The following is a 26,559-nucleotide window of genomic DNA, read 5'->3' as shown; positions in this document are numbered from 1 at the left end:
TTTCCCTCTCGGGAGGGAGCGATCTCCCTCCCGGGCGCCATGCGGTCGCGAGCCTCCGGCTCGGATGCTGGAGGTCGTGAACACGACCACGACGATCACGGAACTCGGCCTGGACCCGGCCATCGAGCGGCACGCGGAGTTCGCCGCCGGACTCCGCGCCGGGCTCGCCCGGGTCGAAGAGAGACTTCAGGAGGTGTTGCGCAGCCCCGGTCATCCGGAACTCACCGAAGCCGCCACCCATCTCGTCCGCGCGGGCGGGAAGAGGCTGCGTCCGTTGATGGCGCTGACCGCGGCGGCGTTCGGCGACGGGCGAGGCGACGCGATCTCGGCGGCCACCCTCGTCGAGCTCGTTCACGTCGCGACGCTGTATCACGACGACGTGATGGACGAGGCGCCGATGCGGCACGGGGTCACCAGTGCGAACTCCTTGTGGGGCAACAAGAAGGCCGTCCTGATCGGAGACTACGTGCTCGCCTGCGCGGCACAGGTCGGCGCCGGGCTCGGCGACTACGCGCTGCGGTCGCAGGCGAAGACGTTCGGCAGGCTCGTGCGCGGCCAGTTCCTCGAGACGACCGGACCGTTCGAGGACTGCGGCCGTCACGCGCCGTACGAGCACCACATCCAGGTGATGGCCGACAAATCCGCGTCGCTGATCGCGATGGCGGGCAGGCTCGGCGCGCAGGTGTCGGGCGCGGATGAGCGGACCATCGAAACGTTGGGCCAGTACGGCGAACTGATCGGGGTGGCGTTCCAGATCTCCGACGACGTCCTCGACATCTCCGCGTCCACCACCGACCTTGGCAAATCCGCGGGCACCGATCTCCGCGAAGGCGTCGTCACCTTGCCGATGCTCCACGCGCTCGACGACGAGGGGCCCGGCGCCGCTCGGTTACGCGAGATCATCGGCCACGGACCGGTCACCGATCCGGTGGTCCGCCAGGAGGCGCTCGGGCTCCTGCGCGACTCCGCCGGTGTCGTGCGCGCGCTCGCCGAAGCCCACGGATACGCCGCCAAGGCGAGGGACCTCGCGCTCGGCCTTCCCGACCGGCCCGCCAGGGCGCTGCTCGTCGGGCTTTCGGCGTTCGTGGTCGACCGCGGCGAGTAGGCCCACCGCACCCGTGACCAGGGCTAGAGTGGCGGAATGAGCACCGAAACCCTGGGAAACGTCGAAGGCCGCGACATCGGTTCCGGAGTCTCGATCATCCGCGAGCGGACCGACGTCGACGGTTCCGGACCGAGGCTGCACCAGCATCCGTACCGCGAGACGTTCGTCGTCATCCGCGGCCGGGCGAGGTTCACCATCGGGGACACTGAACGCGAAGGAGGAACAGGCGACATCCTGGTCGTGCCCGCGGACACCCCGCACAAGTTCGCCGTGATCGGGCCGGAAGTCTACGAAGCCGTCCACATCCACGAAAGCGACCATTTCATCACCGAGTGGCTCGAGTAATTCTGTCGGGCGCAAGAAAACCCTTTCCCGGGCTAGAATCCGGCGACGTGCTCGTGGACGGCGGGCACCCGAGGCGACGGGAACCGGGAACTGTGACCGACGTGGCGGACCGCAGCGGTGACGAGACCCGCCAGGAGGACAGGTTCGGCCAACGGCGCGCGCAGCTGGCGATGTCGGCGCTGGTCACCTTGTCCGAGCTGGGCTACGCGCGCACGAGCCTGCGGGAGATCGCGCAGAACTCCGAGTTCTCGCACGGGGTCCTGCACTATTACTTCCGGGACAAGGCCGAGCTGATCACCTACTGCGTCAAGCAGTACAAGGCCGAATGCGTCACCCGGTACGACCGGATAGCCGAGACCGCGGAGACGGCCGAAGAACTGAGAACGGCCTTCGGTGCCGCGACGGCGGCCACGCTGCGGGAAAACGCGCGCCTGCACCGGCTCTGGTACGACCTGCGCAATCAGAGCCTGTTCGAGAAGCTGTTCCAGGCCGACGTCCTCGCCATCGACGAGACACTCGAACTGATGATCTGGCGGGTCGTCTCCCGGTACGCGGAACTACTGGGCAAGCCGACGGACTTCTCCCCGTCGACGACGTATGCGCTCTTCGACGGCCTGTTCCAGCAAGGCTTGCTGAAGCACCTCGCCGGCCGGGAGGACGCGGCGAGGTGCCTTCAGGATTCAGTGGAGCAGGTGCTGGCCCGGCTCTTCACCATTTGATCGTCGGGTACCAGATGACGCCCGTCCGGCCCAGCACGCGCAGGTCCCAGTACAACAGCGTGAACGTGCCGGCGACCAGCAACGCGGCACCGGTCACCACGGCGATCCTGGTGGGCTTCGCGAGCATCCACCGCTGCAGCCGCCCGCCCGTGCCGTGCGTGAGCAGAAGGAACAACAGCGCCATCACCAGGATGTTGCCGACCGACTGGAGGGCGAACGCGGCGGCGCCGTAGAACACGTTGTGGCTTTCGGCCGCGCTGCGGAACATGATCCGGAACAGCGGGAACGGCCTGCCGATCAGGAAACCGCCGATGAGCGCGCCCATCAGCACGAGCGGCGCGGGCGGGAACCGGCGGGTGAGCCCGGCGATCGGGTTGCGGACGATGCCGACGGAAGCCAGGCCCAGCACGATGAACACGATCCCGATCACGCCGTAGACGATCATCGACTGGATGTTCCGCGGGGAGAGCCCACCGGCGGACGAGGCCGTCGAGAACTGCGGCATCCTGGTGCCGACGAGCGCGACGATGACGCCGTACACCACGGAAACCGTCAGCATCCCCGTGGCGATCCAGCCCAGCGGCTTGAGGGTGTCCGCGAACTTCGGCCGCCCGGTGGCTCCCCCGCCGACCAGCGGGGCGACGGCACCGAAAGCGGCGATGTTGCACGCGGTGAACGTTCCGGCCAGCCCCGAAACGAACGCGAAGAACGTTCCGGCCAGCACACCGCCGATCGGGGTCGCCTTGGCGTCGTGGCCCAGCAGCGTGTTGGCGACACTGTCCCCGATCACACTGTCCACAAAGGGCGCCGACCAGATCACGGTCAGCGCGAATCCCGCGAGGACGGACCAGAGGACCACCCGCCATCGGTGCTCCGGATACGGTCCGGAACCGAGAAAGCTCGCCTGCGGTGAAACGGGTACGCGTTCGGTCACGGACATTCGGTGCCTCCAGCGGCTGATGGTTTCCCCCTGATCACCATCGTTGTTCCGCCATCGGGAGGAAGCCACCTCCAAAGTGCCGATCTGCCGTTGGTCCGACCGGCTCCGGGCAACCCGGATTCACCGGTCCGGCGGGTGTCGCCGGAGGGCCCGATCCGCTAGGTGGGCGGATGACCCCGAAAAGGTGAAAGCTCCCGAATCTCGTGGGATCATCGGCTGACGCGTACGGCAGCATGGCCACCCCGATCCGGCCTTGACCGGCCACTGACCCTGCGGAGGGCGATGGACTTCGACGAGGTCGCGGACGAGCTCTACGGCGGCGATCCGGCCGAGTTCGTCTCGGTGCGCAACCAGCGGGCGAAAGAGGCCAAAGCCGCGGGGGATCCCGCCCTGGCCGAGCGTATCCGCGCCCTGCGGAAGCCCACGCTGGCCGCCTCGATCCTCAACCGCCGGGCGGGCTCCTCCGAGCTGGCGGAGCTGGCGAGGCTCGGGGACGATCTGCGCAAGGCGCATTCGGCGCTCGCCGGCGCCGACCTGCGCAAACTCGCCCGGCGACGGCAGGAGCTGGTGAACCGGATCCTCCGGGACGAGCCTTCGATGAGCGAGCCGGTCGCCCGCGAAGTCGAAGCCACCCTCGAAGCCGTCGTGGCCGACCCCGAGGTCGCGGCGCTCGCACTGGCCGGGCGGCTGAGCAGCGGGGCGGACAGCACCGGTGACCAGTGGCTGACCAGCGGCTTCGTCCCGCAACCGAAGCGGAAACCCGCTCCGGAGCGCGAAAAACCCGCCACCGTGTCGCATTTGGACGATCGGCGGAAGGCGAAGCAGAAGGCCGCCGAGAAGGCCGAACAGGAGCGGATCGCCAAGGCCCGTGAAGAGGCCGAACGCGAGCAGAAGCGGGTGGCGGAGTTCAACCGGCTCCGGCGCGAGGCCGCCGAGCTCGCGAAGGCCTGCAAACAGGCCGAGATCGACGTGTCCCGCGCCGAACGCCGGGCGGAGAAGGCCACGGAGAAGGCGAACGAGCTCCGGCGGCGGCTCGCCGACGCCGAGCTCGAGGAAGAGACGGCGAACGATGAAACCACGGCGGCGCAGACCGTCTTGGACGATCTGCGCGCCGAAGCCGAGAGGATCGACGAAGCCCTGAACGAGTTCTAAGCGGGCTGCCGGTCACGAACCCGGGTGGCCGTCACCCGGCGGCCGTACGGGGTCTTGCCGCCCGGCTTGTACACCGACAGCACGGTCATGGTCACGTACATCGTCGTGGACACGATGATCGGATAGAACCCGTCCACGCGCCGCCCCGCCTCCACGAACACACCGTCCAAAGTAGACTCCGCGGCGGCCGCCAGTTCGCGGATGCCCGGCAGCAGCGAGAACAGCGTCAGCCCGGCGGCGATCAGGGTCAGGACCAGTTTGATCGCGACCCACTTGTACCGGACCAGGCCCCATTTCGTGCCGAGACTGAGCACGATCCCGCTGACCAGTGCGGTCATGCTGACCGGCAGCAGGAGATAGCCGCCGATCTGGTCCATCATCAGGATGGCCGCGTGCTGGCGGCGGGGGTCGTCGGTGAACACGGAGGTGAAGGTCAGGACCGCGTTCACCATGGTGATCCCGAGCCAGCCGAGTGAGGAGACGACATGGACGACGAGGACGAGTTTCCGCCACCGCGGGGTGAGCGTCATCGGCGGTCGCCGCACTGTGGAAGTACTCATGCGACCAGTGTTTCCGCGGGCGGCGTCCCCGTCGTCCGTCGTGGAGCGGCACCTCGCCTACGTATCGCGGAGTACGAGCCCCCGGACGTACGCCGCCTGCCCCGCGTGCTGAAGATCGTCGGAAAGCACGCTGACCAGGCGAACCCCGAGGGTGACGGGCGGATCCCAGCCCTCGTCGACGATACGGTCGAGGTCGGCTTCGGCCAGTCCGGCGGCCCACGCCGTCGTCGCTTCGTGCACCGCGTCGTAGTAGCCGGTCAGCAGGTCGGCTGAATCGGGGCGGACCGCCTCGACGTCTTCGGGGCGATGTCCGTACCCGGTGTCCGACGCCGGGAAGGGCAGCGAGAAGCGGCCCACCCAGTCCTGTGCGGTCCAGATCTGCTCGGTGCCCATCAGGTCGGCGACGTGATCGTCCTGCACCCTGGTCAGATGCCAGACCAGCCAGGCGATCGTGTTCGCACCCGGCGCCGGGCTCTCGGTCAGCCGCTCGGCACTCAACCCCTCGACGGCGTCGTGCACGACCTCTTGGACGCGGCCGAACCCGTCGGCCACCACTTCGGCCAGTTTCATCGATTCCCCTTCCGGCGTCTCCCGTCCCACGATGCCACCGCGAGGTGACCCCGGCCTTGCACGCTTGACTTATATAAGTCCAGGCCGTGATAGTTGCCGGATGCACGCGTTCGACGTCCTCGGGGATCCGGTGCGCCGCCGGATCCTGGAACTGCTGGCGGGCGGGGAACAGAGTTCCGGCGACGTGACCGCGGTGGTCCGCGCCGAGTTCGGCATCTCGCAGCCCGCGGTCTCCCAGCATCTGCGCGTCCTGCGCGAGAACGGCTTCACCACCGTCCGCGCCGAGGGCGCGCGGCGGTTGTACTCGGTCGATCCTGGCCCACTCAAGGAGATCGACGGCTGGCTGGACCAGTACCGGCGGTTCTGGACCGGGCCGCTCGACGCGCTGGCCACCGAGATCGCGCGCGGCCGCCGCGAACGCCGGAAGGCCGCCGAGGACTAGGCCGTGGCCTAGTCTCTCCTCATGCGCAAAGGCTGGGGTCGCGCAGTGGTGATCGCCGTCGCGAGTGTCGTCATCGTGCTGGGGCTCGTGTTCGCGGTCACGGTGCGTGGCGGGCGCGACAAGGGAGCGCAGTGGTACGCGGCCCCGCAGACGGCACCGACGACACCGCGCACGCCGTCCTACTCGACCGCCGCGCCCACGACCCGGCCGACGCTGACCGTCGACAGCGGCTGCCGCCTGGGACAGGGGCCTGCCGCACTCGATCCGGTGCCCGAGGCGACCACCCGCCGGGTGAACGCCGCCTGGGACCGCGTCGAGCGATGGCTCGAGGCCAACGCGCCGACGACGGCGGCGAGCCTCCGCCCGCCCGCGACGCTCGCGAAGATCGCCAAGGCGCAACGCGAGACGGGCGTCGTCTTCCCCGCCGAACTCGTCGCCTTCCTGCTGCGGCACGACGGTGTTTCGGGCATCGGCGACAGCTTCGCGCTGCCCCCGTTCGAACACCTCGCTTCCACGGAAACCATCGCGAGTCAGGCGAAGGTCATGTGCGAAGTGCTGATTTCGGGCGGGTGGGACGACAGCGTCGGCTCGTGGTGGCACGGGCGGTTCGTACCCGTCGCCGTCGACGGCGGTGGCGACGGCCTCTTCCTCGACCAGCGCACCGGCACCGGGCGGCTCGGCGACTGGAACCACGAAGGTTCGGTGAGCTTCGATCACCGGCCCGCGACCCTGACCGAGCTGCTGGAGCGGACCGCGTCCGCGCTCGAGACCGGCGGGCCCACCGACGGCGGCTACCGGCCGGTCGTCACCGGAAACCGGGCGCTGGACTGGGAATTCCCGCGCTGAGGTGCGCGGGCGCGTCGACTGTCGGACCCCGCCCCTAGAATCGTCCGGGTGGCAGCCCCCGACATCGGTACCTCGGAAGCCCTGGAAACGCTGAACCGCGTCTTCGGCTACGACGACTTCCGCGGCGACCAGCACGCCATCGTCGAACACGTCATCGCGGGCGGTGACGCGCTCGTCCTCATGCCCACCGGCGGCGGCAAGTCGCTGTGTTACCAGATCCCGGCGCTGGTGCGGCCGGGCGTCGGCGTGGTGATCTCCCCGCTGATCGCGCTGATGCAGGACCAGGTCGACGCGCTGCGCAACCTCGGCGTCCGCGCGGGTTTCCTCAACTCGACGCAGGATTACGCCGAGCGGAACAGGGTCGAGGCCGCGTTCGTCGCCGGCGAGCTGGACCTGCTGTACCTGGCCCCCGAGCGGCTCTCGGTGGAGTCGACGGTGCGGCTGCTCGACCGCGGCAAGATCTCGCTGTTCGCGATCGACGAGGCGCACTGCGTGTCCCAGTGGGGCCACGACTTCCGGCCCGACTACCTGATGCTGTCCGCGGTGCACGAGCGCTGGCCGGACGTGCCGAGGATCGCGCTCACCGCCACCGCAACCAAGGCGACGCACGCCGAGATCGCGTCCCGGCTCAATCTGGAGGACGCGCGGCATTTCGTCGCGAGCTTCGACCGGCCGAACATCCAGTACCGGATCGTCGGCAAGAACTCGCCGCAGCGGCAGCTGCTGGAGCTGCTGCGCACGGAGCACAAGGGCGACGCGGGCATCGTCTACTGCCTGTCACGGAACTCGGTCGAGAAGACCGCGGATTTCCTGGTGGAGAACGGGATCCCGGCGGTGCCCTATCACGCCGGGCTGGACGCGCGCACCCGCGCGAAGCACCAGTCGCGGTTCCTGCGCGAAGACGGGCTGATCGTCGTCGCGACGATCGCGTTCGGCATGGGCATCGACAAGCCCGACGTACGGTTCGTCGCGCATCTGGACCTGCCGAAGTCCGTCGAGGGCTACTACCAGGAGACCGGGCGCGCCGGCCGCGACGGGCTGCCGTCGACGGCGTGGCTGGCGTACGGGCTCCAGGACGTCGTGCAGCAGCGCAAGATGATCGACATGTCGGAGGGGTCCGAGGCGCACAAGCGGCAGCTGAGCGCCCACCTCAACGCGATGCTGGCGCTGTGCGAGACGGTCGAATGCCGTCGTGTGCAGGTGCTGAACTACTTCGGGCAGCGGAGCGAGCCCTGCGGCAACTGCGACACCTGCCTGACGCCGCCGGAGACCTGGGACGGCACGATCCCGGCGCAGAAGATCCTCTCGACCATCGTCCGGCTGCAGAACGAGCGGCGCCAGAAGTTCGGCGCGGGGCAGATCATCGACATCCTGCTCGGCAAGTCGACGCCGAAGGTGACGCAGCACCGGCACGATTCACTGAAGGTCTTCGGGATCGGCACGGAGCTGAAGGAGCCGGAGTGGCGGGCCGTGGTGCGGCAGCTGCTGGCGCAGGGGCTCGCGGCGGTCGAGGGCGACTACGGCTCGCTGGTGCTGACCGAGGCCAGTGCCGAGGTGCTGAACGGGGAGCGGAAGGTCCAGCTGCGGCGCGAGCCGGAGCGGGCGGCGAAGGCCGCGGCCCGGTCCAGCGCGAAGAAGGCCGCGGCGGCCGACATGCCCGCCGAGGCGGCGCCGGTGTTCGAGCTGCTGCGGTCGTGGCGGGCCGCGGCGGCGAAGGAACAGGGGGTGCCCGCGTACGTGATCTTCCACGACGCGACCCTGCGCCAGATCGCCACCAAACGACCCACCACGCTGCAGGAGCTGGGTACCGTCAGCGGCGTCGGCGAGAACAAGCTCGCGAAATACGGCGAGCAGATCCTCGAGACGCTAGCCGACGCCTAGTGCTCGTAGGGCCGGCGCGGCGGCCGCCCGGTCATCCCGTCGACCTTGCGCACCGCGCCGTCGATCTGGCTGTGGTACTTGCCCTTGGTCTTGTGGTCGACGAAGGTCGCGGCCTTGTTCACGACCTTGGAGACCTTTTCGGGGTTCTTCCGCACGTAGGCGCGCACGGCCCCGGCGGTGCCGGCCAGGGCGGTCAACTTCCGCAGTAGAGGCACTGTGGTCCCTTTCCTCGGGGTCGTCTGGTGTCCTGCTCAACGACCGGTGGTGCCCCCAGGGTTCCCCGCGGCGAGCCGAATCACTCATTTCGGATACCGGGCCGCCGGAAAACCGGGCGCGCGAGGCGGGCCGGGCGCACTAAATTCGAGTTCATGCGGGATCTTTCTCTGCTGCCCAAGGCCCATCTGCACGTCCACCTCGAGAGCACCATCCGGCCGGACACGCTCCGTGACATCGGCGAGGCGAACGGCATCGCCGTACCCGCGGAACAACCCGTTTTCGATGGCTTCCGCGCGTTCGGTGACTACAACGGGCTGCTGCGGTCCTGTCTCCGGAGGCCGGAGGACTTCGAACGGGTGGCGCGCGAGTTTTGTGAAGACCAGGTCGCGGACGGCGTCCGCTACGCCGAGGTCACCTTCACGGCGGCTTCGCACGGCGAACGGCTGGGCGAGCCGGACATGCCGCTGGCGTCCGTCCTCAAAGGACTCTCGGTGGGCGCGGCCGAACACGGGCTCCACTGGCGGGTGCTGCTGGACCACTCGCGCCGCCGGTCGGTCGACCGTGCCCGGCTCACCCTCGACCTGGCCCGCCGGTACGCCCCGGACGGGGTGTTCGCCATCGGGCTCGCCGGGGAGGAGAAGTACCCGCTCGCGCCGTTCGCCGCGATCTGCGACGAGGCCGAGGAGGCAGGGCTCCACCTGATCCACCACGCGGGCGAGGACGCCGGCCCGGCCAGCATCCGCGAGGCGCTGGAGGTCGGGCACAGCGAACGGATCGGCCACGGCATCCGGATTCTGGAGGACGTCGCGCTGGTCGCCGAGGTGCGGGAACGCGGTATCGCCCTGGAGGTCTGCCCGTCGTCGAACGTGACGCTCGGGCTCGTGCCCTCGTTCGAGGAGCACCCGCTCCCCCGTCTGGTCGACGCCGGGCTCGTCGTCACGCTCAGCACCGACGTCCCGTCGGTCACCGGGACGACGCTGACCGACGAGTTCCTGCGCACTCGCGAGGCGTTCGCCTACGACGACCTCGCGCTCGCGGGTCTCGCCCGGGCGTCCGTCGACGCGTCCTTCGCGCCCGCCGAGCTCAAGCGTTCGATCCACCAAGAGATCGACGCCTGGCTGGCCTGACGCCGCGCACCTGGACACCCGCGGCGTCGATGAAGGCGTCGAGCGCCCGCTGGCACCGCTCTTCGTGATCGGCCAGTTCGGCGTGGTCGGCCGCCTCCCGGATCGCACCACAGTGTTCGAACGCGACATCGGCGAGCGCCACCAGCTCCGGATCGCCGGTGAGCAGCGCCACCCGGAAGCGGGCGTGGTCCGCCGCGGCCCCGAGAACGTCGGATTCGGTGAACGCGGCGCGCACATCCTCGTCGTCAGCGGCGGCACGCCGTCGGAGTAGCCAGAGACTGACGGCACCACGCCGCAGCCCGGTGATCGCGCCCGCGAAGTCGACACAGGCTTCCGTCCGGTCCTGGCGGAGTCGTTCCTCACGGGTGAACCGCTCGGTGCGAGCGGTGTTGAGCCGCTGGAACAAGAAGGTCGACGTCGAGCCGAGCAGAGTCCCGGCGACGGCGATGAGGCTGGTGAGCCACGCGGTCATCCGGCGGAGTCTGCCACGCCGGGGAACGCCTCGTGCCCGGAAAGCGGGCACGAGGCGTCCGAGGGTCAGCCGGTCGGGAAGTCGTCCGGCGTGCGGATGCGGTCCCGCACCCAGACACCGGCGGGTTTCAGCATCGAAGTGCCGGTGAAGGAGTTCCCGGCGCAGGTTCCGGTCTTGAACACGGCCCCGGAGCGGAAGTCGTCGGAGAAGTTCCAGTTCGTCCAGCCGATCTTCTTGGCGGCCAGCAGATCAAGGTACTTCTGCGAGTAGGCGAAGTCGTTCCCGCCGTCACCCGTGTAGGTCTGGGTGCCGAATTCCGTGACGAAGACCGGGAGCTTGTCGGCCGTCCGCGCCAGTGCGTCGTAGTGCTCGTCCTGGTGCGACGCCGCGTAGAAGTGGAACGTGTACATGATGTTGGTGGCGCGCACCGGGTTGTTCAGGATGTCGGTCTCGTCACGCTGGTCGGAGACGCCGAAGGTCGACCAGCCGTGCGTCCCGAGGAAGACGACGCTGTCCGGGTCCTGGGCGCGGATCACCGGGATGACCTCTTCGGCGTACCGCTTCACGTCCGCCCAGCTGACGCCGTTCGGTTCGTTCGCGACGTCGTAGATGATGTTGACCTTGTCCTTGTGCCGCTGGGCGATCTCGGTGAAGAAGGTCTTCGCGAGATGGGTGTTCGCGTTCGGGTCGCCCGGGTCGAGCTGGTGCCAGTCGACGAGGACGTACATCCCGCGTTTCGTCGCTTCTTCGATGTAGTTGTGCATCATGTCGGTGAACTTGCGCGGATTGCTCTCGTAGCCGTCGTCCTGGATGTACATAGCGACGCGCAGGATGTCGGCCTTCCAGTCGTTGGCCAGCGCGTCCAGCGAGGCGGTCTTCACGCATTGGCTGTACCACTGGATCCCGTGCGTGCTCATCCCCCGCAGCTGGATGGGCTTGCCGTACTGGTTGCACAGTTTGACACCGCAGACGTGGAGCTTTCCGTTGATGGACACCGGTGTCCCGGTACCGCACGCCGGTGTGGTGGCGGAGACGGCGGCGCTCGGCGCGGACGTGTTCCCCGCCGCGTCGTGGGCGACCACCGTGAACGAGTAGGCGGTCGACGCGGCGAGACCGGTCACCGTCGCGGGCGGATTCACCGTCGTGGCAACGCTTTGCCCGTTCCGGAGCACGCGGTATCCGGTGACGCCGACGTTGTCGGACGACGCCTGCCAGGTCAGGGTCACGCTGCCGCAGGTCACGTTCGACGTGGTGGGCGTGCCCGGCGCCGTCGGCGCTTCGGTGTCGTTGGAGCCGCCGCTGCCCTCGACCGACAGCGAGTCGGCGTTGGGGCCGCCGTTCGACGTGACGGCGGTGGTGCGGATCTTGTTGCTGCCCGCGGCGAGGTTCACCGTGGTGGTGACGGTCCGCCAGGTCGTCCACGCGCCGGTGCCGGCGAACCCGAGGTCGTCGACGGCGAGGGAGCCGTTGACGGTGATGTCGAGCGGGCGGTTGGCGGTGGTGCCGTTGGCGTAGCGGAAGGTCAGCGTGTGCTGCCCGGCCTGCGCCGCGTTGACGGTGTACTCGACGTAGCTGCCGGTGACGTTGTCGTAGTTGACGAAGCCGGATCCGGTGAAGCCGGTGTGATTCGCTTCGACCACGCCGCGTGAGATCGTCGCGTTCTCGGACTCGTAGCGGACGGGAGCCGCGGAAGCGGCCTGGGCGGAGATCGGGACCGAGGCGGCCGCGAGCACCGTGACCAGCGCCGCCCGCCATCTTGGGCGTACCACTTTGTGCCTCCTTCAGAAGCGTCGTTGCGTTCCGTGAAGCAGGGGCGCGGCGAGCCCTCGTTAAGAAACCTTCCTAACGCGGACCAGTCTCACCACCCGCCCGAAGCACTGTCAACCGGGCAAAAGGGGCGATCGCACCCCGCAGTTGGTCCTCTACTTGCGGTAGTTGCACGCGCAAGGACCGAGGTGGGCCGGGTCACCCGCACGGCGGGCCACACAAGTTCTCCACATTCGTCACGTACCGTGGAACCGGTGACCGCTTCGTCCCCTTCGACACTGGACCTCATGGACCAGTGGGAACAGCCGCCCAGGAAACGTGGCCCGCGTGGCTGCGTGATGCTCGCGCTTCTGGTCGTCGGCGCCTTGGTCGCCGGTGCCGTCTGGGTCGTGATCAGTCTCAACGACCGCGAGCCGGTGCCGGTCAAGCCGGCGTTCGAGGTCCCCGCGCTCAAGCCCGCCCCGCGTTCGGCGATCCCCGGCGACGCCGGACCGCTGCCCGCGGAGCCCGCGAAGGACGCCTGGATCGCGAAGGTGTCGGAGAACACGGACATCCCCTCGCGCGCGCTGCGGGCCTACGTGAACGCCGCCGAGAAGACCGCGAAGACCACTCCACGCTGCGAAATCACCTGGGCGACCATCGCCGGGATCGGCCGGACCGAGTCCCAGCACGCCCGGCACGACGGTTCCCGCGCCGGTGAGGACGGCGTCGTGACGCCGCCGATCATCGGCATCCCGCTCGACGGCTCCCCCGGTGTGCTGGCGGTCGTCGACACCGACAAGGGCGCCCTCGACGGCGACGCGAAGTGGGATCGCGCGGTCGGGCCCATGCAGTTCCTGCCCGCCACCTGGAAGCGGTACGGCGTCCGCGCGAGCGGCGACGGCGCCGCGCCCGACCCGCAGAACATCGACGACGCGGCGCTGACGACCGCGCGGTACATGTGCGCCCGGGGCGGCGACCTCGGAGACCCCGCCGGCTGGTGGACCGCGGTGCTGACCTACAACAACTCCACCGCGTACGGGCAGGAAGTGTTCAGCAACGCCGACGCCTATGGGAAGGCCGCGCTGAAGCCTTAAGCCGGCAGCAATCTGGTCACCAGCCGCGTCAGCTGGTGCACGTTCCGGCATTCGTGCATTTCGACGACCTGAGCGTACGCGTGCGCCTCGGAGTCCCCGGTGGACCACAGCGCGGTCCGCTCGGGGTTGAGCCAGTACGTATGCCTCGCCGCGGCGGCGATCCCGCGCACCGCCTCCAGATTCGGGTCGCCGCCGTTGGTCCTGGCGTCCCCGAGGATGAGCAGGGACGTCTTGGGCCCCACGGCATCCGAATAGCGCTCGGCGAACTCGCCGAGCGCGTGCCCATAGTCGCTGTGCCCGTCCCAGCGGGTCAGTTCCGCGTCGGCGAGGATGCGCGCGCCGAGGTCCTCCGGATCGGCGGCCCCGGTGTCGACGAGGTGGGTGATCTCGTCGCACGCGTCGATGAACGCGAACACCCGCACCTTGCTGAACTGGTCGCGCAACGCCTGCACCAGCAGCATGGTGAAGTTCGCGAAACCGGCCACCGAGCCCGACATGTCGCACAGCAGCACGATTTCCGGCCGTCCCGGCCGGTGCCGCCGGTACGACGGCCGCATCGGGACGCCGCCGGTGGACAGCGAGCGCCGCAGCGTCCGGCGCAGGTCGATCTGCCCGCGCGCGTGCCGCCGTCGCCGGGCGGCCAGCCTGGTGGCGAGCTTGCGTGACAGCGGCTGGACGACGCGGCGGAGTTCGGCGAGTTGCGCGCGGCTGGCGAGCAGGAAGTCGACGCGGTCGGCCGCCGGTGGCACGGCGTGCCGCGAAACCCGTTCCCTGCCACGGACTTCCGCCACCCTGCGGCGGGCTTCGGTCCGCACCAGCCCACGGAAGCCTTCGACCCGCCGCCGGACGTCGTCGCGGTCCAGCCTGTCGGTGAAGTCCTCCTGGCCGCCCGCGCGGATCGCTTCGAGGACGCGGACCACGAGTGTCTGCGGCTGAAGCCGTTCCAGTGTCTGGTGCGCCGACCAGCCGCCGCTTCCCGCCGTACCGCCGTACTCCCCCAGCATGTCGACCGCGAGCCCGGCCAGTTGCGTCAGTTCCGTCTGGTCGTTGGCCGCGAGCGCCGCGGCGAGCCGATCCCGCAACGCGGCCAGGTCTTCAACGGGGTCCTGCGACGGCGCACCGACGCCGAGCGGGAAGTAGATGTCGAACGTCGCGTCGAACACGGCACGCTGGCCGCCGCGCCGGACCAGTGCCGCCGCGAGCCCTTCACGCATCTGCTCGCGGGAGGCCAGACCGAGCACTTCGAGTGCCGCGGCGGCGTCGACCGTCTCGCTGGGACCCGCCGGGATCCCGTGCTCCCGCAACGCTTCCACGAATTCGACGAGCCTGCCCGGCACGCCGCTCACGAGCCGAGGACCTTGCCGAGCTCCAGCCGCGCGTCCGCCTTCACGACGTCGTCCTGGTGTTTGAGGATGACGCCGAGGCTCGCGCGGACGACGTCCTCGCCGAGGCTGTCCGCGCCGAGCGCCAGCAGGGTGCGGGCCCAGTCGATGGTTTCGGCGACCGACGGCGCCTTCCGCAGTTCCATCGCCCGCAGCGCGGTGATCACCTTGACCACGGACGCGGCGAGCGCGTCGTCGACGCCCGGCACCTTGAGCCGCACGATGCGCTGCTCCAGTGCGGCGTCGGGGAAATCGATGTGCAGGAACAGGCAACGCCGTCGCAGCGCCTCGGAAAGCTCACGCGTCGCGTTCGAGGTCAGCACCACGAACGGTTTGCGCCCGGCGGTGATCGTGCCGAGTTCCGGGACGGTGATCTGGAAGTCGCCGAGCACCTCCAGCAGCAGGCCCTCGATCTCGACGTCGGCCTTGTCGGTCTCGTCGATGAGCAGGACCGTCGGCTCGTCACCCTTGATCGCCGTCAGCAGCGGCCTGGCCAGCAGGAACTCTTCACCGAAGATGTCGTTGCGGGCTTCGTCCCAGGTCTCGTCCTTGCCGGCGGTGATCCGGAGAAGCTGCTTCGCGTGGTTCCACTCGTACAGCGCACGCGACTCGTCGACGCCTTCGTAGCACTGCAACCGCACGAGCCGGGAGCCGCTGGCCTGCGCGACCGCCTTCGCCAGCTCGGTCTTGCCGACCCCCGCGGGGCCCTCGATCAGCAACGGCTTGCCGAGGGCGTCCGCGAGGAACACCGTGGTGGCGACGGCCGCGGAGGCCAGGTAGCCGGTGTCGGCGAGCTTCGCCGTCACGTCTTCGACGGATGTGAAGTACCCGGTCCCAGCCACGCGGCCTCCCAGCTCGATCGCCTACCCGGCCGACTCTACGTCGCGGATCCGCTTCGGCAGCAGGAACCCGACCGCGAAGGTGAGAATCACCATCACCGCGACCACCCAGAACGTCCGCTGGGCCGCGTCGGTCGGGTCGGCGGTCCCGGCGTCGAAGAACACCGTGCCCAGCAACGCCAGTCCCAGCGCGCCGCCGACCTGCTGGAGCGACGTCAGCGCCCCCGACGCCGATCCGGCCTCCGACGGTTCCACTCCGGACAGCGCGATCTCGAAGTACGGCCCCATGATCAGGCCGGAGCCGATCCCGACCACCAGCAACGCGGGCGCGATCTGCCACGGACCCGTCTCCGGGCCGAGGACCAGCAGCAACGCGACCACACCGGCGGTCATGATCAGGGCACCGGTGTGCAGCACCTTGCGGCCGTGCTTGCGCACCGCCTGCACCAGGCCCATCCCGACGATCATCCCCAGCGACATCGGCACCCCGCTCAGCCCCGCCTTGAGCGGCGAGAAACCGAGCCCGAGCTGCAGGTACAGCGTGAAGACGAGACCGAAGCCGGAGAACGCCGCGAAATAGATCGTCCCGGTCGCCATCCCGGCGAGGAAGCTGCGCTTGCGGAACAGGCTCGGCTCCACCAGCGGGTCACCGCCGCGAGCGCTCTTGCGCTTCTCGAACCACGCGAACACCCCGAACACCACGACCGCGGCGGCCATCATCGCGAACGTCCACAGCGGCCAGCCGTACTCGCGGCCCTGCACCAGCGGGAAGACGATCAGCAGCGCGCCGGTCGTGGCGAGCAGCGCACCGGGGATGTCGAGTTTGAGCGAGGCACCCGGCCGGCTGGCAGGCAGGAACTTCAGCGCGGCGAGCACGGCCAGCGCACCGATCGGCAGGTTGATCAGGAAGATCATCCGCCAGCCGGTGCCGAAGAGATCGGCGTCGACCAGCCAGCCCGCGAGGATCGGGCCGCCGACCGCGGCGAGCCCCATCACCGGGCCGAACATGCCGAACGCGGACTGAAGTTCCTTGCCGGAGAACATCTCCTTCATCATGCCGAGGCCTTGCGGGACCATCGCGGCGCCGAAGAGTCCCTGCACCACCCGCGCGGTGATGATCATCTCCGGGTTCACCGCGACCGCGCAGAACAGCGAGCCGGCGACGAAACCGATCGCGCCGATCAGGAACATGCGCTTGCGGCCGAAGATGTCGCCGAGGCGGCCGCCGGTGAGCAGGCCGGACACCATCGCGAGGGTGTAGGCGACGCCGAGCCACTGGATCATCGCGGTGCCGCCGCCGAGCGACTCCCGCATGACCGGTCCGGCGATGCTCGTGACCGTCATGTCGAGCAGTTCCATCACCGACCCGGTCAGGATCACGAACAGCGCGGGCCAGCGCCAGCGGTAGGACTTCTCCACGTTTTCCGTGGTCACACCGCTCGGGGTGTCCAGTGTCATCGTCATGGGAACAACGCTAAAGTCAATTCCGGCCACTTTCTGACCGGAATGCGAGCGAACCTGGATTCATGGCGAATACGAGTGCGCGGATGCTGCGGTTGCTGTCCCTGCTGCAGACACACCGCTTCTGGTCGGGGATCGAACTGAGCGACAAACTCGAGGTGAGCGAGCGGACGCTGCGGCGCGACGTCGAGCGGCTGCGCGAGCTGGGTTATCCGGTCAACGCGAGCCGCGGTGTCGCGGGCGGCTACCAGCTGCGGTCGGGCACGGTCATGCCGCCGTTGCTGCTGGACGACGAAGAGGCCGTGGCGATCGCCGTCGGCCTGCGGACGGCGGCGAGCGGTTCGGTGGAGGGCATCGAGGAGACCTCGGTCCGGGCGCTGACGAAGGTCGTCCAGGTGATGCCGCCCCGGTTGCGCAGACGGGTCGACGCGCTCCAGGCGTACACGACGCCGGCGGCCGTCACCGGCCCCAGGGTCAACGCGGCCAGCCTGACGGTGATCGCGCAGGCGTGCCGGGACGACGAGCGGCTGAAGTTCGACTACGCGGCACGCGGCGGCGAGGAGTCCGCACGGCTGGTCGAGCCGCACCGGCTCGTCTCGCTCGGACGGCGCTGGTACCTGGTGGCCTGGGACCTCGACCGGGTGGATTGGCGCACGTTCCGCGTCGACAGGCTCAGCGAGCCTCGCACCACCGGCGCCCGCTACCGCCCGCGCGAGATCCCCGGCGGCGACGCGGTCAAGTTCGTCGAAGCCCAGATCAAGGCGAGGCCGACCACGCATTCGCTGGTCGTCCGGGTCGAGGCGCCGAAGGCACAGGTCGAATCGGCCGTGCGGTACCTCGGCGGCACGCTCGAAGCGATCGACGAGACCTCGTGTCGTCTGACGATGAACGTCGACACCTTCGACTGGCCCGTCCTGATCCTCGCCGCCATCGGCGCGCCTTTCGAGGTCGAGAGCCCTTCGGCGTTCAAAGACCACCTCGCGTCCGTCGCCGCCCTCTTCACGGCGGCTAGCATCGGGCCGTGAGCACCTATGTCGCGGCCGAGGGCCGATACGAGAGCATCCCCTACCGCCGCACCGGGCGCAGTGGCCTGAAGCTGCCCGCGATCTCGCTGGGCCTGTGGCACAACTTCGGGAACGACAAGCCGCTCGGCACCCAGCGGGACATCGCGCGGCGCGCGTTCGACCTGGGCATCACCCATTTCGACCTCGCCAACAACTACGGCCCGCCCTACGGCTCGGCCGAGGAGAACTTCGGCAGGCTGCTGGCGTCGGACTTCAAGCCCTACCGGGACGAACTGGTCATCTCGACCAAGGCCGGCTACGACATGTGGCCCGGCCCGTACGGCGAATGGGGCTCGCGCAAGTACCTGCTGTCCTCTTTGGACCAGTCGCTCGGCCGGATGGGCCTGGACTACGTCGACATCTTCTATTCGCACCGGTTCGACCCCGAGACGCCGCTCGAAGAGACGGTCGGCGCGCTCGACACCGCCGTCCGCTCCGGACGCGCGCTGTACGTCGGCATCTCGTCGTACTCGTCGGAGAAGACCGCCGAGGCCGCGCGGCTCCTGCGCGAACTGGGCACCCCACTGCTGATCCACCAGCCGTCGTACTCGATGTTCAACCGCTGGCTCGAAGGCGACAAGCTGCTCGACACGCTCGAAGCCGAAGGCGCGGGCTGTATCGCCTTCTCGCCGCTCGCGCAGGGGCTGCTGACCAGCCGCTACCTCGACGGCGTTCCCGAGAATTCCCGTGCGGCGCAAGGGAAGTCGCTCAACCCGGACACGATCACCGAGAGCACCCTCGGCAAGATCCGGGCGCTGAACGAGATCGCCCAGCGGCGCGGGCAGACGCTGGCGCAGCTCGCGCTCGCGTGGGGCCTGCGCGACCCGCGGATGACGTCGGTGCTGATCGGCGCGAGCAGCGTCGCCCAGCTGGAGGACAACGTCGGCGCGCTGAAGAACCTGCACTTCACGAAGGAAGAGCTGGCCGAGATCGACCGCTACGCCACCGAGGCCGACATCAACCTCTGGAAGCGCTCGACCGACGCCGGATGACACCCGAAATCGCGTTGCCCCGCCGGGCCGGGGCGCCGAGACTGCGAGCATGACTTTCGAAGATCTACTCGCCGAAGGAGAGGCCGTCCCGGTCGAAGGCTGGGATTTCTCGTGGTTCGAGGGCCGGGCCACGGAGGAACGGCCGCCGTGGGGTTACTCGCAGCTGCTCGGCGAGCGGATGGCGGCGGCCGCCGCCGGGCTGGACCTGCAGACCGGCGGCGGCGAGGTGCTCGCGGGCATCCCGGAACCGCCGCCGGTCCTCGCCGCCACCGAAGGCTGGCCGCCGAACGTCGAGGTCGCCCGAAGGAACCTCGCGCCGCTGGGCGGTGAGGTGGTCGAGGCCGAGCACGACGCGCCATTGCCCTTCCCCGACGAGTCCTTCGATCTGGTGACCAGCCGCCATCCGATCGCGAACCCGTGGCGGGAGATCGCCCGCGTGCTGCGCCCGGGCGGAACCTTTCTGTCGCAACAGATCGGCGCCGGCACCGTGCGAGAGCTGAAGGAGTTCTTCCTCGGCCCGCAGGACTACGGCGGCTGGACACCCGACGTCCTGCGCGTCGAGGCGGAGGCCGTCGGGCTGCGCGTCGAGCGTCTCGAACCGGCGAAACTGCGGATGGAGTTCTTCGACCTCGCCGCCGTCGTCCACTTCCTCCGGAAGGTGATCTGGATCGTGCCGGGGTTCGAGGTCGAGACGTACCGCGACCGGCTCGCGGAACTCCATCGGATCATCGAGACCGACGGGAAGTTCGTGGCGCACTCGCGGCGGGTGCTCGTGGAGGCCGTCAAGCCCTAGTCCGGTTGGTCCCAGGTCCGACCTCGCCAGGTACATGAAGGCCCCCTTCCTTGCGCCTGGCGCAAGGAAGGGGGCCTTCATGTACTTCAGGCGCCGTGCCGGTCCGACCTCGGTCGGTTCTCTTGAGGGGTAAGGCAAATCGGGCGTGTCGCGAAAGCCACTTTCGCGACGCTCAGTGTCCCGAAAGTGGCTTTCGCGACAGGGGGCGGCCCACATCGGCTGGTAGTGAAGGGCCCCTTCCCTACCTTCAGGGTAGGTAAGGAGGCCTTCACGGACCGGTGAGCGCGGCGCCCCGAACCCACGTGCCTTCACCCTTCACGAGGACAAGCGCTCCAGGTGCTCGGCGGTCAGCTTCACGTCCCCCGCGGCGAAGTTCTCCTCAAGGTGCGCGATATTCGCCGTCCCGGGGATCGGCAGGACCACCGGCGACCGCGCCAGCAGCCACGCGAGCCCGACCTGCGCCGTGGTCACTCCCAGTTCGGCGGCGACGGCGGTGAGCTCGGAACCGGCCTCGGAAGCGGCGCCGAGCACCGGACGCCAAGGCAGAAAAGCGATTCCGGCCGCCTCGCACGCGTCCAGCACCGCCTCGTACGAACGGTCCAAGAGGCTGTAGCGGTTCTGCACGCTCGCGATGTCCACGATCTCCCGTGCTCGCGCGAGTTCGTCCGCGGTGACCTCGGAGAGCCCGATCCGGCCGATCTTGCCTTCGTCGCGCAGATCCCGCAGCGCGCCGAGCTGGTCGGCCAGCGGGGTTTCGGGGTCGAGGCGGTGCAGCTGCAGCAGCTCGATCCGCTCGGCGCGCAGCCGTCGCAGCCCCTCGTCGACCTGCAACCGCAGCGATTCCGGGCGGGCGTCGTACTTCCAGTCGTCGCCGGCCCGCACGACGCCGACCTTGGTGGTGATCACCAGGTCGTCCGGGTACGGATACAGCGCTTCGGCCAGCAGCTCCTCGTTCGCTCCCCCGCCGTAGAGATGCGCGGTGTCGATCAGTGTGATGCCGAGCTCGACCGCGCGCCGCGCGACGGCGATCGAATGCTCACGTCCGGGTCCCGCTTCGGTCGGCAGGCGCATGGCACCGAAACCGATCCGGCGCACGGGCAGGTCTCCGCCGATGGCGAACTGTTCCATGGAGACGAACCTAGCGCAGCGGATCCCTCGGCGAGGGCAGATGCGAGGTGTCCGGGAACATGTGGAGCGCGCGCAGGGCGGCGCCGAGTTCGGCGATGTCGGCCGGGTCGGTCAGCGAACGGCCCAGTTCCTCGGAGATCCGCTTCAGCCGGTGCCGGATCGTGTTGGGATGACAGAACATCCGCTCGGACGTCAGTTTCGTGGAGCCCTGGCATTCGAACCACGCCCGCAACGTCAGCAGGAGCACGTTCCGGTCGTCGCCGGGCAGGTCCAGGATCGGCCGCAGCACGTGGTGCGCGAGCTGGACCGACGCCTCTGGCGCGCTGGCGACGAGACCGGCCAGCGGCGATTCGTTGAACTGCACCATTCCCGTCGACCCCGGCAGCAGGCTGGAGAGCGCGACGCGGGCGAGGTGCAGCGCGCGGGAGGTGTTCCCGAGGCCGGTGAACACCGGGCTGACGCCGATCCGGCCGGTCTGGTTCTCCCGCAACAGCTCGATGATCACCTGCGACGCCGCCGGATCCCGCATCGAGACCACACCGACCTGCAGGTCCGGGGTGAGCCGCCAGGCGGACGCGTGATGCCGATCGCGGAGCCGGTTTTCGATCTGCGGCAACGGTTCGTGCCCGACGCGCGGGGTCTCGGCTGCGACGACCACGTAGGTCCCGTCGAGCGAGAGCTCCAGCACGCGCGCGATGTCCCACAGCGTGCCCTCGGTGGCCGCGCCGCCGGCGAACAGCGCCTCGACCAACGCGGAGCGTCTGCTTTGGTGCGCCAGCATGACTTCGGCGGTGGTGTCGCGATACGTCGTCGTCAGCGCCTCGGCGTAGTCGTCGATCAGCGCCCAGATCGCCGACGTGGCGGCGACGAGACCGCGGAGGTCCTGGTGCTCGCTCGAAGCGGTCAGCTCGACGAACCGGTTCCACACCTCGGTGAGCCCGATCCGGTAGGCGCGCAGGAGCTCCGGCAGCGGCGCGCCCTGCAGCGCGCGGGCGCGCCCGGTCGCCCTGGCCTGGGAGAGGTCCGGTTCCTCCGTGCCGCGGAGGGTCCGCATGACGAACTCGAGGTTGTTCCGCACCGACGTCCGCAGTTCGGCGAGGCTGACGAACTGCGCGTCGCGGTACACCGGCATCTCGGCACGGATCTGCCCGACGGTGCCGTCGATGAGCGCCGGCAGCTGCTTCTCGACCTCCACGGCCAGCTCGGCGACGACGGCGGCCGAACCTTCGCGGAGCACAGTTCGGTAGTGCATGGACGTCCTCCGGGGCAGGGACTCCTCGTCGAGCCCCTGGGGACGCCATCTAACACGACTTGCCCGCGGGCGGCCTGTCGAAACCGGCGGGCGCCGCCGGTGCGGCGGAAAATCGGGATTCCCGCCGCACCGGCGGGATTTCACAGCTTCGCGGCCGCGCTCTTGATGGCTTCGCGGATCCGGAAGTAGGTGCCGCACCGGCAGACGTTCTGGATCGCGTCGATCTCGGCGTCGGTCGGGTTCTTCGTCTTCTTCAGCAGCGCCACCGCGGCCATGATCTGCCCCGGCTGACAGTAGCCGCACTGCGCGACGTCCTGCTCCAGCCAGGCCTCCTGCACCGGGTGCAGGTCGTCGCCGTCGGCGAGGCCTTCGATCGTGGTGACCTCCTTGCCCGAGCACTCGGACACCGGCGTCACGCACGGGTTGAACGCCTCGCCGTCGAGGTGGCTGGTGCAGGCCTTGCAGACGTTGATCCCGCAGCCGTACTTCGGGCCGCGGACGCCGAGCTTGTCCCGCAGCGCCCACAGCATGGGCAGATCCGCGGGGGCGTCGACGGTGACGGTCTTCCCGTTCACCGTGAAGGTGTAGTTGGGCATCGGAACTCCTTGGCGGGGAAGGAAAGTCAGCGGGGGAAGGGTTCGAAGTCGATCGGGAAGTTGATCGGGAAGCTGCGTGGTTTGATCCCGGTGGCCCGCGCGTAGGCGTTGGCGATCGCGCCGACCGGCGCGGGTACACCGAGTTCCCCGGCGCCGCCGATCTCGCCCGTCTCCGGCATCACGAACACCTTGACGTCCGTCGGCGAGTTCTTCTGCCGCGCGTAGTGGAACTGCGAGTAGCTGCCTTCCAGCGGCAGGCCCTTGTCGATGTGCAGACCCGCGGTCAGCGTGGTGGAGATGCCGTCGGTCAGGCCGCCGAGCATCTGCGCCTCGATCCCACGCGGGTTGATCGGCTTGCCGACGTCGACCGCGATGGTCGCCTTGGTGACGCGCGGTTTCTTCGGGTCGCGGGCGTCCATTTCGACGAGACAGGCGGTGTACGACTTGTACTCGCCGTGCACGGCGACCCCCTGCGCGAAACCCTTGGGCATCTTCTTGCCCCACTCGCCGAGTTCGGCGACCTTGTCCAGCACCGCGCGCTGCCGGTCGTTCTTGATGAACTCGCGCCGGAACTCGACCGGGTCCTTGCCGAGTTTCGCGGCGATCTCGTCGACCATGATCTCTTCCGCGCCGCGCGTGCTCGCGGAGTACACCGACCGCCAGGCACCGGTGTGGAAGTCCACCGGGACCTCGTTGAGCAACTGCGTCGTGACACCGAAGTTGTACGGCGACTTCACCGTCAGGAGGAACACCGTCTGCGCGAAGCTCAGGTTGCCGCCGACGGGCAGTTCGGAGGCGAACGCCGTGAGGACCTCGCCGAGCCCGTGGCTCCAGTCGGTCTCCACGCTGGCGACGCGGTGCTCGAAGGTGAGCACCTGGCCGAGCGCGAAGGTGGCGCGGATCTTGTGGTGACTCGCGGCCCGCGCGCGGCCGTGGCGCATGTCGTCGATGCGGCTCCACATCAGCCGCACCGGCCGCTTGAACGCCTTGGACGCGCGCGCGGCCTCGATGGCGCCGTCGGAGAACAGCCGACGGCCGAAGGAACCACCCGCCTGCTGGACGTGCACGGTGACCTTGTTCTCCGGCAGCCCGAGCTCCTGCGCGATGTTCTGCTTCGCGAGGATCGGGACCTTCATCCCGGACCAGATGGTCGCGCTGTCCTCCCGGACGTCGGCGACGGCCGAGTTGGTCTCCAGCGGCGCGTGACTGGCGAAGGCGAAGTCGAACTCGCCGTCGACGTACTGGGTCAGCAGCGGCGGCACGACGAACGGGAGCGCCGCGGCCTGCAGCTTCTTCTTGATCGTCGCGTTGTTCTCGCCGTCGACGGTGCCGCCGTTCCAGGTGACGTCGAGGGCGTTCTTGCCGTCCAGCGCCTGGCCGAAGGTCTCGGCCATCACCGCGACCCCGGTCTTGATCACGGCGATGTCGATGATGCCGGGCATCGCGCGGACGGCGGCCTCGTTGTTGACCGCCTTCACCGTTCCGTTGATCGTCGGCGGACGGCGGACCATGACCGGCTTCGCGCCGGGGATGTCCAGGTCCAGCGTGTACTGCAGCTGCCCGGTGACCATCGCGCGGGCGTCCTTGCGCGACTGCGGCGTGCCGACCAGCCGGTGCGCGGACTCCACCTTCGGGGTCGCGGTCACCTTGCCGAGGTCGGCGCGGGCGGCGGGCTTGGCGAGGGCGCCGTAGCCTGCCCGGCGGCCGTCGGGCGCGATCACCGCACCGTCCCTTGTGGACAGCCGCGCGGCCTCGGCGCCCCACTGCCGGGCAGCGGCCGCGACCAGGCGGGCACGCGCGGCGGCGGCCGCGACCCGCACCGGCGTGTAGAGCGAGCGCATCGTGTTGGAACCGCCGGTCAGCTGGTTGAACAGCAGCTCGGAGCGGGCGTCGGAGAGGACGACGTCGACGCGGTCGAGCGGCAGGTCCATCTCCTCGGCGACCAGCATCGCGTTCGCCGTGGTGATGCCCTGGCCGACCTCGGTCCGCGGCAGTTCGAGCCGCACGCGGCCGTCTTCGCGGACTTCGAGCACCAGGAGACCGGCGGTGGGGGCGTTCGACAGGATCAGCACGTCGCCGAGGTCGAGGATCTCGGCCGGTCCGGGCGGGGTCGGGATGACGGCTTCGGCCTCTTCGGGCGCGACGGTGTCGATACCGATCTTCGTGGCGATCGTGAGCGTGGGCGCGGCGACGAGGAAGCTCAGGAACCGGCGGCGGCCGAGGCCTCCGGAGTCCGGAGCCTCGCCTTGGGTTCCAGTGGTGGGACTGGCCATCGGGAAGATCCCTTCGAGAGCGCGCGGAGAAGGCGGGGACCCTCGCGCGGCCTGGGGTCGGATGGCGACACGCTAGGCATCGGCATTCGGCCTAGTCAACGCGGAGTAGTCGGGTCGGCCCATCTGTGTGACGAGATGACAGCGAACGGCCCCGAATGTGTGGCGCGCCACAGCGAGGGCTAGATGGAGTCGCGCTCCCGGCCCGCTTCGAGCAGGTCCTCGCGGGCACGGGCGACACGCGAGCGCACGGTGCCGACCGGGCAGCCGCAGATCTCGGCGGCCTCGGCGTACGAGAGCCCCAGCACCTGGGTGAGGACGAGGACCTCGCGCCGCTCCGGGTCGAGCCCGTCGAGCAGCATCCGCAGCTCCACCAGATCCTCGAACCCGGCGACACCCTCGGCCTGGCGGGCGCCACGCCGCTCGGCCGTGGCCTCCCAGTCGACGTCGGCGAGCTTCGGGCGCGCCGAAGCCGCCCGGATGCGGTCGACGACGACACGGCGCGCGATCGACAGGAGCCAGGTCCGCGACGAGGACCGGCCGGCGAACCGCCGCAGGCTGCCGAACGCCCGCAGGTACGTCTCCTGGGTGAGATCGTCGGCGGCGCCGACGTCGGCGAGGTGCGCGACGAAACGCCAGACGTCGGCCTGGGTGGCACGCACCCAGTCCTCGAGCGCCCGCCGGTCGCCGCGGGCGGCGGCGAGAGCGAGCTCGGTCACCCGCTCGTCGTCGTGGTTGCGCGGCCTGGCCATACGAGAAACGTAGCAGCGTCCCGGGAACCGGGGCAGGCCCGCGCCCGACAAGTGAGACGTGAAGTGCGAGACCTGCCGCGAGGCCCTGTCGGCCCGGCTCGACGGCGAAACCGAACCCGCCCCGCCCGAGGTGGTCGACCGGCACGTGGCCGGCTGCCCCGCGTGCCGCTCGTGGCTTTCGCGCGCCGAGCGGATGCACCGGGGGATGCTGCTGCGGCCCGCTCCCCCGGTCCCGGACCTCACCGCCGTCATCCTCGAACGCACCCCCGCCCCGCCGAGTGAGGGCTGGACGGCCAGGATCGCGCTCGCGCTGGTCGCGATCGCGCAGCTCGGCCTCGCCTTCGCCCAGCTCCTGGGCGTGGAAGACCACACCGCGGGACACGGCACGGAATCCCTGATCGGGCACCTTTCGCATGAAAGCAGCGCGTGGAACCTCGCCGTCGGTGTCGGCCTCGGCTGGGCGGCCGTCCGCACGAAGGCGGCGGCCGGGCAGCTGCCCGCGCTGACCGGTTTCGTCGCGCTCCTGCTGGCGTTGTCGGCGGGCGACCTCGTCACCGGGCAGGTGACCGCCGGACGGGTGCTCACGCACGGGTTGGTCGTCGCCGGGGTGTTGCTGCTGTTCGTGGTGAACCGCCAGCACCGGCTGCGCAACCGCCCCAGCCCGGCGACGACGGCCGGTTACCCGGATTCCCGCACCGCCGAACCGGACCACGAAACCGGCGAAGTCGCCGAACGACCCCGTCAGCACAGAAGTTTCCGGCGCCCGGCGAGCCGCCACGTGGCTTGAATCTTCTGGTCTAGACCATTACCGG

At 69.5% G+C, this 26,559-nt stretch carries 27 protein-coding genes; 13 read left to right on the top strand and 14 right to left on the bottom strand.

Annotated features, from left to right (window positions below; genetic code table 11):
- Positions 1-76 precede the first annotated feature (76 nt).
- From NQK81_RS38955 to NQK81_RS38945, 3 genes are all read left to right on the top strand, one after another.
- Complete coding sequence (locus NQK81_RS38955) at positions 77-1,105, top strand: polyprenyl synthetase family protein (RefSeq protein ID WP_257485450.1); 1,029 nt, start codon at positions 77-79, stop codon at positions 1,103-1,105.
- A 36-nt stretch (positions 1,106-1,141) separates the two neighbouring features.
- Positions 1,142-1,450, top strand: a complete 309-nt coding sequence (locus tag NQK81_RS38950; RefSeq protein ID WP_126733643.1) for a cupin domain-containing protein — start codon at positions 1,142-1,144, stop codon at positions 1,448-1,450.
- 92 nt (positions 1,451-1,542) lie between these two features.
- Positions 1,543-2,169: a TetR/AcrR family transcriptional regulator gene (locus tag NQK81_RS38945; RefSeq protein ID WP_257485449.1), complete on the top strand. Its 627-nt coding sequence runs from the start codon at positions 1,543-1,545 to the stop codon at positions 2,167-2,169.
- Here the strand turns inward: NQK81_RS38945 and NQK81_RS38940 are convergent.
- The gene (locus NQK81_RS38940) at positions 2,159-3,109 is read right to left on the bottom strand and encodes a hypothetical protein (RefSeq protein WP_257485448.1); all 951 of its coding nucleotides are present in this window, start codon (positions 3,107-3,109) and stop codon (positions 2,159-2,161) included. The genes NQK81_RS38945 and NQK81_RS38940 overlap by 11 nt on opposite strands.
- Positions 3,110-3,391: 282 nt before the next feature.
- On the opposite strand from NQK81_RS38940, the gene NQK81_RS38935 reads away from it, so the two are divergent.
- Positions 3,392-4,261, top strand: a complete 870-nt coding sequence (locus NQK81_RS38935) for a hypothetical protein (RefSeq protein ID WP_257485447.1) — start codon at positions 3,392-3,394, stop codon at positions 4,259-4,261.
- On the opposite strand, the gene NQK81_RS38930 is transcribed toward NQK81_RS38935, so the two are convergent.
- Together NQK81_RS38930 and NQK81_RS38925 are read right to left on the bottom strand one after the other, a co-directional pair.
- Positions 4,258-4,821 (bottom strand): hypothetical protein, encoded by a 564-nt coding sequence (locus NQK81_RS38930; RefSeq protein ID WP_257485446.1) that lies wholly within the window; start codon positions 4,819-4,821, stop codon positions 4,258-4,260. The genes NQK81_RS38935 and NQK81_RS38930 overlap by 4 nt on opposite strands.
- 57 nt (positions 4,822-4,878) lie before the next feature.
- Entirely contained in the window at positions 4,879-5,391 is a 513-nt protein-coding gene (locus tag NQK81_RS38925; RefSeq protein WP_257485445.1) for a mycothiol transferase, read from the bottom strand.
- Between the two features lie 100 nt (positions 5,392-5,491).
- On the opposite strand from NQK81_RS38925, the gene NQK81_RS38920 reads away from it, so the two are divergent.
- The 3 genes from NQK81_RS38920 to recQ are packed head-to-tail and all read left to right on the top strand — an operon-like array spanning position 5,492 to position 8,560.
- Positions 5,492-5,833 carry an ArsR/SmtB family transcription factor gene (locus NQK81_RS38920; protein WP_034324421.1) on the top strand — a complete coding sequence of 114 codons (342 nt, stop codon included), beginning with the start codon at positions 5,492-5,494 and terminating at the stop codon, positions 5,831-5,833.
- 21 nt (positions 5,834-5,854) lie between these two features.
- On the top strand, positions 5,855-6,679 hold the full coding sequence (locus NQK81_RS38915; protein ID WP_257485444.1) for an SMI1/KNR4 family protein: 825 nt from the start codon (positions 5,855-5,857) through the stop codon (positions 6,677-6,679).
- A 48-nt stretch (positions 6,680-6,727) separates the two neighbouring features.
- On the top strand, positions 6,728-8,560 hold the full coding sequence (gene recQ, locus NQK81_RS38910) for a DNA helicase RecQ (protein WP_126733648.1): 1,833 nt from the start codon (positions 6,728-6,730) through the stop codon (positions 8,558-8,560).
- On the opposite strand, the gene NQK81_RS38905 is transcribed toward recQ, so the two are convergent.
- Entirely contained in the window at positions 8,557-8,775 is a 219-nt protein-coding gene (locus NQK81_RS38905; protein WP_016335889.1) for an antitoxin, read from the bottom strand. The two genes, recQ and NQK81_RS38905, sit on opposite strands and share 4 nt — an antisense overlap.
- Before the next feature lie 153 nt (positions 8,776-8,928).
- Between NQK81_RS38905 and add the strand changes: the two genes are divergently transcribed.
- Positions 8,929-9,903: an adenosine deaminase gene (gene add / locus NQK81_RS38900; RefSeq protein WP_257485443.1), complete on the top strand. Its 975-nt coding sequence runs from the start codon at positions 8,929-8,931 to the stop codon at positions 9,901-9,903.
- Here add and kilB read toward each other — a convergent pair.
- On the bottom strand, positions 9,860-10,375 hold the full coding sequence (kilB, locus tag NQK81_RS38895; protein WP_257485442.1) for a plasmid transfer protein KilB: 516 nt from the start codon (positions 10,373-10,375) through the stop codon (positions 9,860-9,862). The genes add and kilB overlap by 44 nt on opposite strands.
- A 65-nt stretch (positions 10,376-10,440) precedes the next feature.
- Positions 10,441-12,144, bottom strand: coding sequence for a cellulase family glycosylhydrolase (locus NQK81_RS38890; protein WP_257485441.1), 1,704 nt, complete (start codon positions 12,142-12,144; stop codon positions 10,441-10,443).
- 252 nt (positions 12,145-12,396) lie between these two features.
- Here NQK81_RS38890 and NQK81_RS38885 point away from each other — a divergent pair, with 252 nt between their 5' ends.
- The gene (locus NQK81_RS38885) at positions 12,397-13,218 is read left to right on the top strand and encodes a lytic murein transglycosylase (RefSeq protein WP_257485440.1); all 822 of its coding nucleotides are present in this window, start codon (positions 12,397-12,399) and stop codon (positions 13,216-13,218) included.
- Here NQK81_RS38885 and NQK81_RS38880 read toward each other — a convergent pair.
- From NQK81_RS38880 to NQK81_RS38870, 3 genes are read right to left on the bottom strand one after another with little or no spacing between them, the layout of a single operon-like run.
- Complete coding sequence (locus NQK81_RS38880) at positions 13,215-14,564, bottom strand: vWA domain-containing protein (RefSeq protein WP_257485439.1); 1,350 nt, start codon at positions 14,562-14,564, stop codon at positions 13,215-13,217. The two genes, NQK81_RS38885 and NQK81_RS38880, sit on opposite strands and share 4 nt — an antisense overlap.
- Positions 14,561-15,442, bottom strand: coding sequence for an AAA family ATPase (locus tag NQK81_RS38875; protein ID WP_192741216.1), 882 nt, complete (start codon positions 15,440-15,442; stop codon positions 14,561-14,563). The genes NQK81_RS38880 and NQK81_RS38875 overlap by 4 nt, the downstream gene beginning before the upstream one ends.
- Before the next feature lie 21 nt (positions 15,443-15,463).
- Positions 15,464-16,903 carry an MFS transporter gene (locus tag NQK81_RS38870; protein ID WP_257485438.1) on the bottom strand — a complete coding sequence of 480 codons (1,440 nt, stop codon included), beginning with the start codon at positions 16,901-16,903 and terminating at the stop codon, positions 15,464-15,466.
- A gap of 62 nt (positions 16,904-16,965) precedes the next feature.
- On the opposite strand from NQK81_RS38870, the gene NQK81_RS38865 reads away from it, so the two are divergent.
- Genes NQK81_RS38865 through NQK81_RS38855 form a run of 3 tightly spaced genes read left to right on the top strand, consistent with a single transcriptional unit; the run spans position 16,966 to position 19,749 of the window.
- The gene (locus tag NQK81_RS38865) at positions 16,966-17,925 is read left to right on the top strand and encodes a helix-turn-helix transcriptional regulator (protein WP_257485437.1); all 960 of its coding nucleotides are present in this window, start codon (positions 16,966-16,968) and stop codon (positions 17,923-17,925) included.
- Positions 17,922-18,956, top strand: a complete 1,035-nt coding sequence (mgrA, locus tag NQK81_RS38860) for an L-glyceraldehyde 3-phosphate reductase (RefSeq protein ID WP_257485436.1) — start codon at positions 17,922-17,924, stop codon at positions 18,954-18,956. The genes NQK81_RS38865 and mgrA overlap by 4 nt, the downstream gene beginning before the upstream one ends.
- A 49-nt stretch (positions 18,957-19,005) precedes the next feature.
- Positions 19,006-19,749, top strand: coding sequence for a class I SAM-dependent methyltransferase (locus tag NQK81_RS38855; protein WP_257485435.1), 744 nt, complete (start codon positions 19,006-19,008; stop codon positions 19,747-19,749).
- Between the two features lie 315 nt (positions 19,750-20,064).
- On the opposite strand, the gene NQK81_RS38850 is transcribed toward NQK81_RS38855, so the two are convergent.
- The 5 genes from NQK81_RS38850 to sigC all read right to left on the bottom strand — a co-directional run bounded on the left by NQK81_RS38850 (position 20,065) and on the right by sigC (position 25,747).
- Positions 20,065-20,877, bottom strand: a complete 813-nt coding sequence (locus tag NQK81_RS38850; protein WP_257485434.1) for an aldo/keto reductase — start codon at positions 20,875-20,877, stop codon at positions 20,065-20,067.
- Positions 20,878-20,887: 10 nt separating this feature from the next.
- Complete coding sequence (locus tag NQK81_RS38845; RefSeq protein ID WP_257485433.1) at positions 20,888-22,129, bottom strand: PucR family transcriptional regulator; 1,242 nt, start codon at positions 22,127-22,129, stop codon at positions 20,888-20,890.
- Between the two features lie 140 nt (positions 22,130-22,269).
- Positions 22,270-22,725 carry a (2Fe-2S)-binding protein gene (locus NQK81_RS38840; RefSeq protein WP_034324549.1) on the bottom strand — a complete coding sequence of 152 codons (456 nt, stop codon included), beginning with the start codon at positions 22,723-22,725 and terminating at the stop codon, positions 22,270-22,272.
- 26 nt (positions 22,726-22,751) lie between these two features.
- On the bottom strand, positions 22,752-24,998 hold the full coding sequence (locus NQK81_RS38835) for a xanthine dehydrogenase family protein molybdopterin-binding subunit (RefSeq protein ID WP_257485432.1): 2,247 nt from the start codon (positions 24,996-24,998) through the stop codon (positions 22,752-22,754).
- A gap of 179 nt (positions 24,999-25,177) precedes the next feature.
- A complete protein-coding gene (sigC, locus tag NQK81_RS38830; RefSeq protein WP_126733658.1) occupies positions 25,178-25,747 on the bottom strand; it encodes an RNA polymerase sigma factor SigC in 570 nt (189 codons plus the stop codon).
- A gap of 58 nt (positions 25,748-25,805) precedes the next feature.
- On the opposite strand from sigC, the gene NQK81_RS38825 reads away from it, so the two are divergent.
- Complete coding sequence (locus NQK81_RS38825) at positions 25,806-26,534, top strand: zf-HC2 domain-containing protein (RefSeq protein ID WP_257485431.1); 729 nt, start codon at positions 25,806-25,808, stop codon at positions 26,532-26,534.
- Positions 26,535-26,559: the final 25 nt, after the last annotated feature.

Source organism: Amycolatopsis roodepoortensis, assembly GCF_024628825.1.
In the GTDB taxonomy this organism is placed as follows: Bacteria; Actinomycetota; Actinomycetes; order Mycobacteriales; family Pseudonocardiaceae; genus Amycolatopsis; species Amycolatopsis roodepoortensis.
The sequence above is the reverse complement of the archived record's forward strand: the minus strand, read 5'-3'. Positions and strand labels throughout refer to the sequence as shown.

What these genes read in the sequence shown, in the direction of transcription:
- NQK81_RS38850 (WP_257485434.1), bottom strand. Translation starts at nt 20,877, where the DNA reads ATGGAACAGTTCGCCATCGGCGGAGACCTGCCCGTGCGCCGGATCGGT.
- NQK81_RS38835 (WP_257485432.1), bottom strand. Translation starts at nt 24,998, where the DNA reads ATGGCCAGTCCCACCACTGGAACCCAAGGCGAGGCTCCGGACTCCGGA.
- NQK81_RS38935 (WP_257485447.1), top strand. Translation starts at nt 3,392, where the DNA reads ATGGACTTCGACGAGGTCGCGGACGAGCTCTACGGCGGCGATCCGGCC.
- NQK81_RS38845 (WP_257485433.1), bottom strand. Translation starts at nt 22,129, where the DNA reads ATGCACTACCGAACTGTGCTCCGCGAAGGTTCGGCCGCCGTCGTCGCC.
- kilB (WP_257485442.1), bottom strand. Translation starts at nt 10,375, where the DNA reads ATGACCGCGTGGCTCACCAGCCTCATCGCCGTCGCCGGGACTCTGCTC.
- NQK81_RS38840 (WP_034324549.1), bottom strand. Translation starts at nt 22,725, where the DNA reads ATGCCCAACTACACCTTCACGGTGAACGGGAAGACCGTCACCGTCGAC.
- NQK81_RS38940 (WP_257485448.1), bottom strand. Translation starts at nt 3,109, where the DNA reads ATGTCCGTGACCGAACGCGTACCCGTTTCACCGCAGGCGAGCTTTCTC.
- NQK81_RS38920 (WP_034324421.1), top strand. Translation starts at nt 5,492, where the DNA reads ATGCACGCGTTCGACGTCCTCGGGGATCCGGTGCGCCGCCGGATCCTG.
- NQK81_RS38865 (WP_257485437.1), top strand. Translation starts at nt 16,966, where the DNA reads ATGGCGAATACGAGTGCGCGGATGCTGCGGTTGCTGTCCCTGCTGCAG.
- NQK81_RS38870 (WP_257485438.1), bottom strand. Translation starts at nt 16,903, where the DNA reads ATGACGATGACACTGGACACCCCGAGCGGTGTGACCACGGAAAACGTG.
- NQK81_RS38915 (WP_257485444.1), top strand. Translation starts at nt 5,855, where the DNA reads ATGCGCAAAGGCTGGGGTCGCGCAGTGGTGATCGCCGTCGCGAGTGTC.
- NQK81_RS38925 (WP_257485445.1), bottom strand. Translation starts at nt 5,391, where the DNA reads ATGAAACTGGCCGAAGTGGTGGCCGACGGGTTCGGCCGCGTCCAAGAG.
- sigC (WP_126733658.1), bottom strand. Translation starts at nt 25,747, where the DNA reads ATGGCCAGGCCGCGCAACCACGACGACGAGCGGGTGACCGAGCTCGCT.
- NQK81_RS38855 (WP_257485435.1), top strand. Translation starts at nt 19,006, where the DNA reads ATGACTTTCGAAGATCTACTCGCCGAAGGAGAGGCCGTCCCGGTCGAA.
- add (WP_257485443.1), top strand. Translation starts at nt 8,929, where the DNA reads ATGCGGGATCTTTCTCTGCTGCCCAAGGCCCATCTGCACGTCCACCTC.
- NQK81_RS38950 (WP_126733643.1), top strand. Translation starts at nt 1,142, where the DNA reads ATGAGCACCGAAACCCTGGGAAACGTCGAAGGCCGCGACATCGGTTCC.
- NQK81_RS38930 (WP_257485446.1), bottom strand. Translation starts at nt 4,821, where the DNA reads ATGAGTACTTCCACAGTGCGGCGACCGCCGATGACGCTCACCCCGCGG.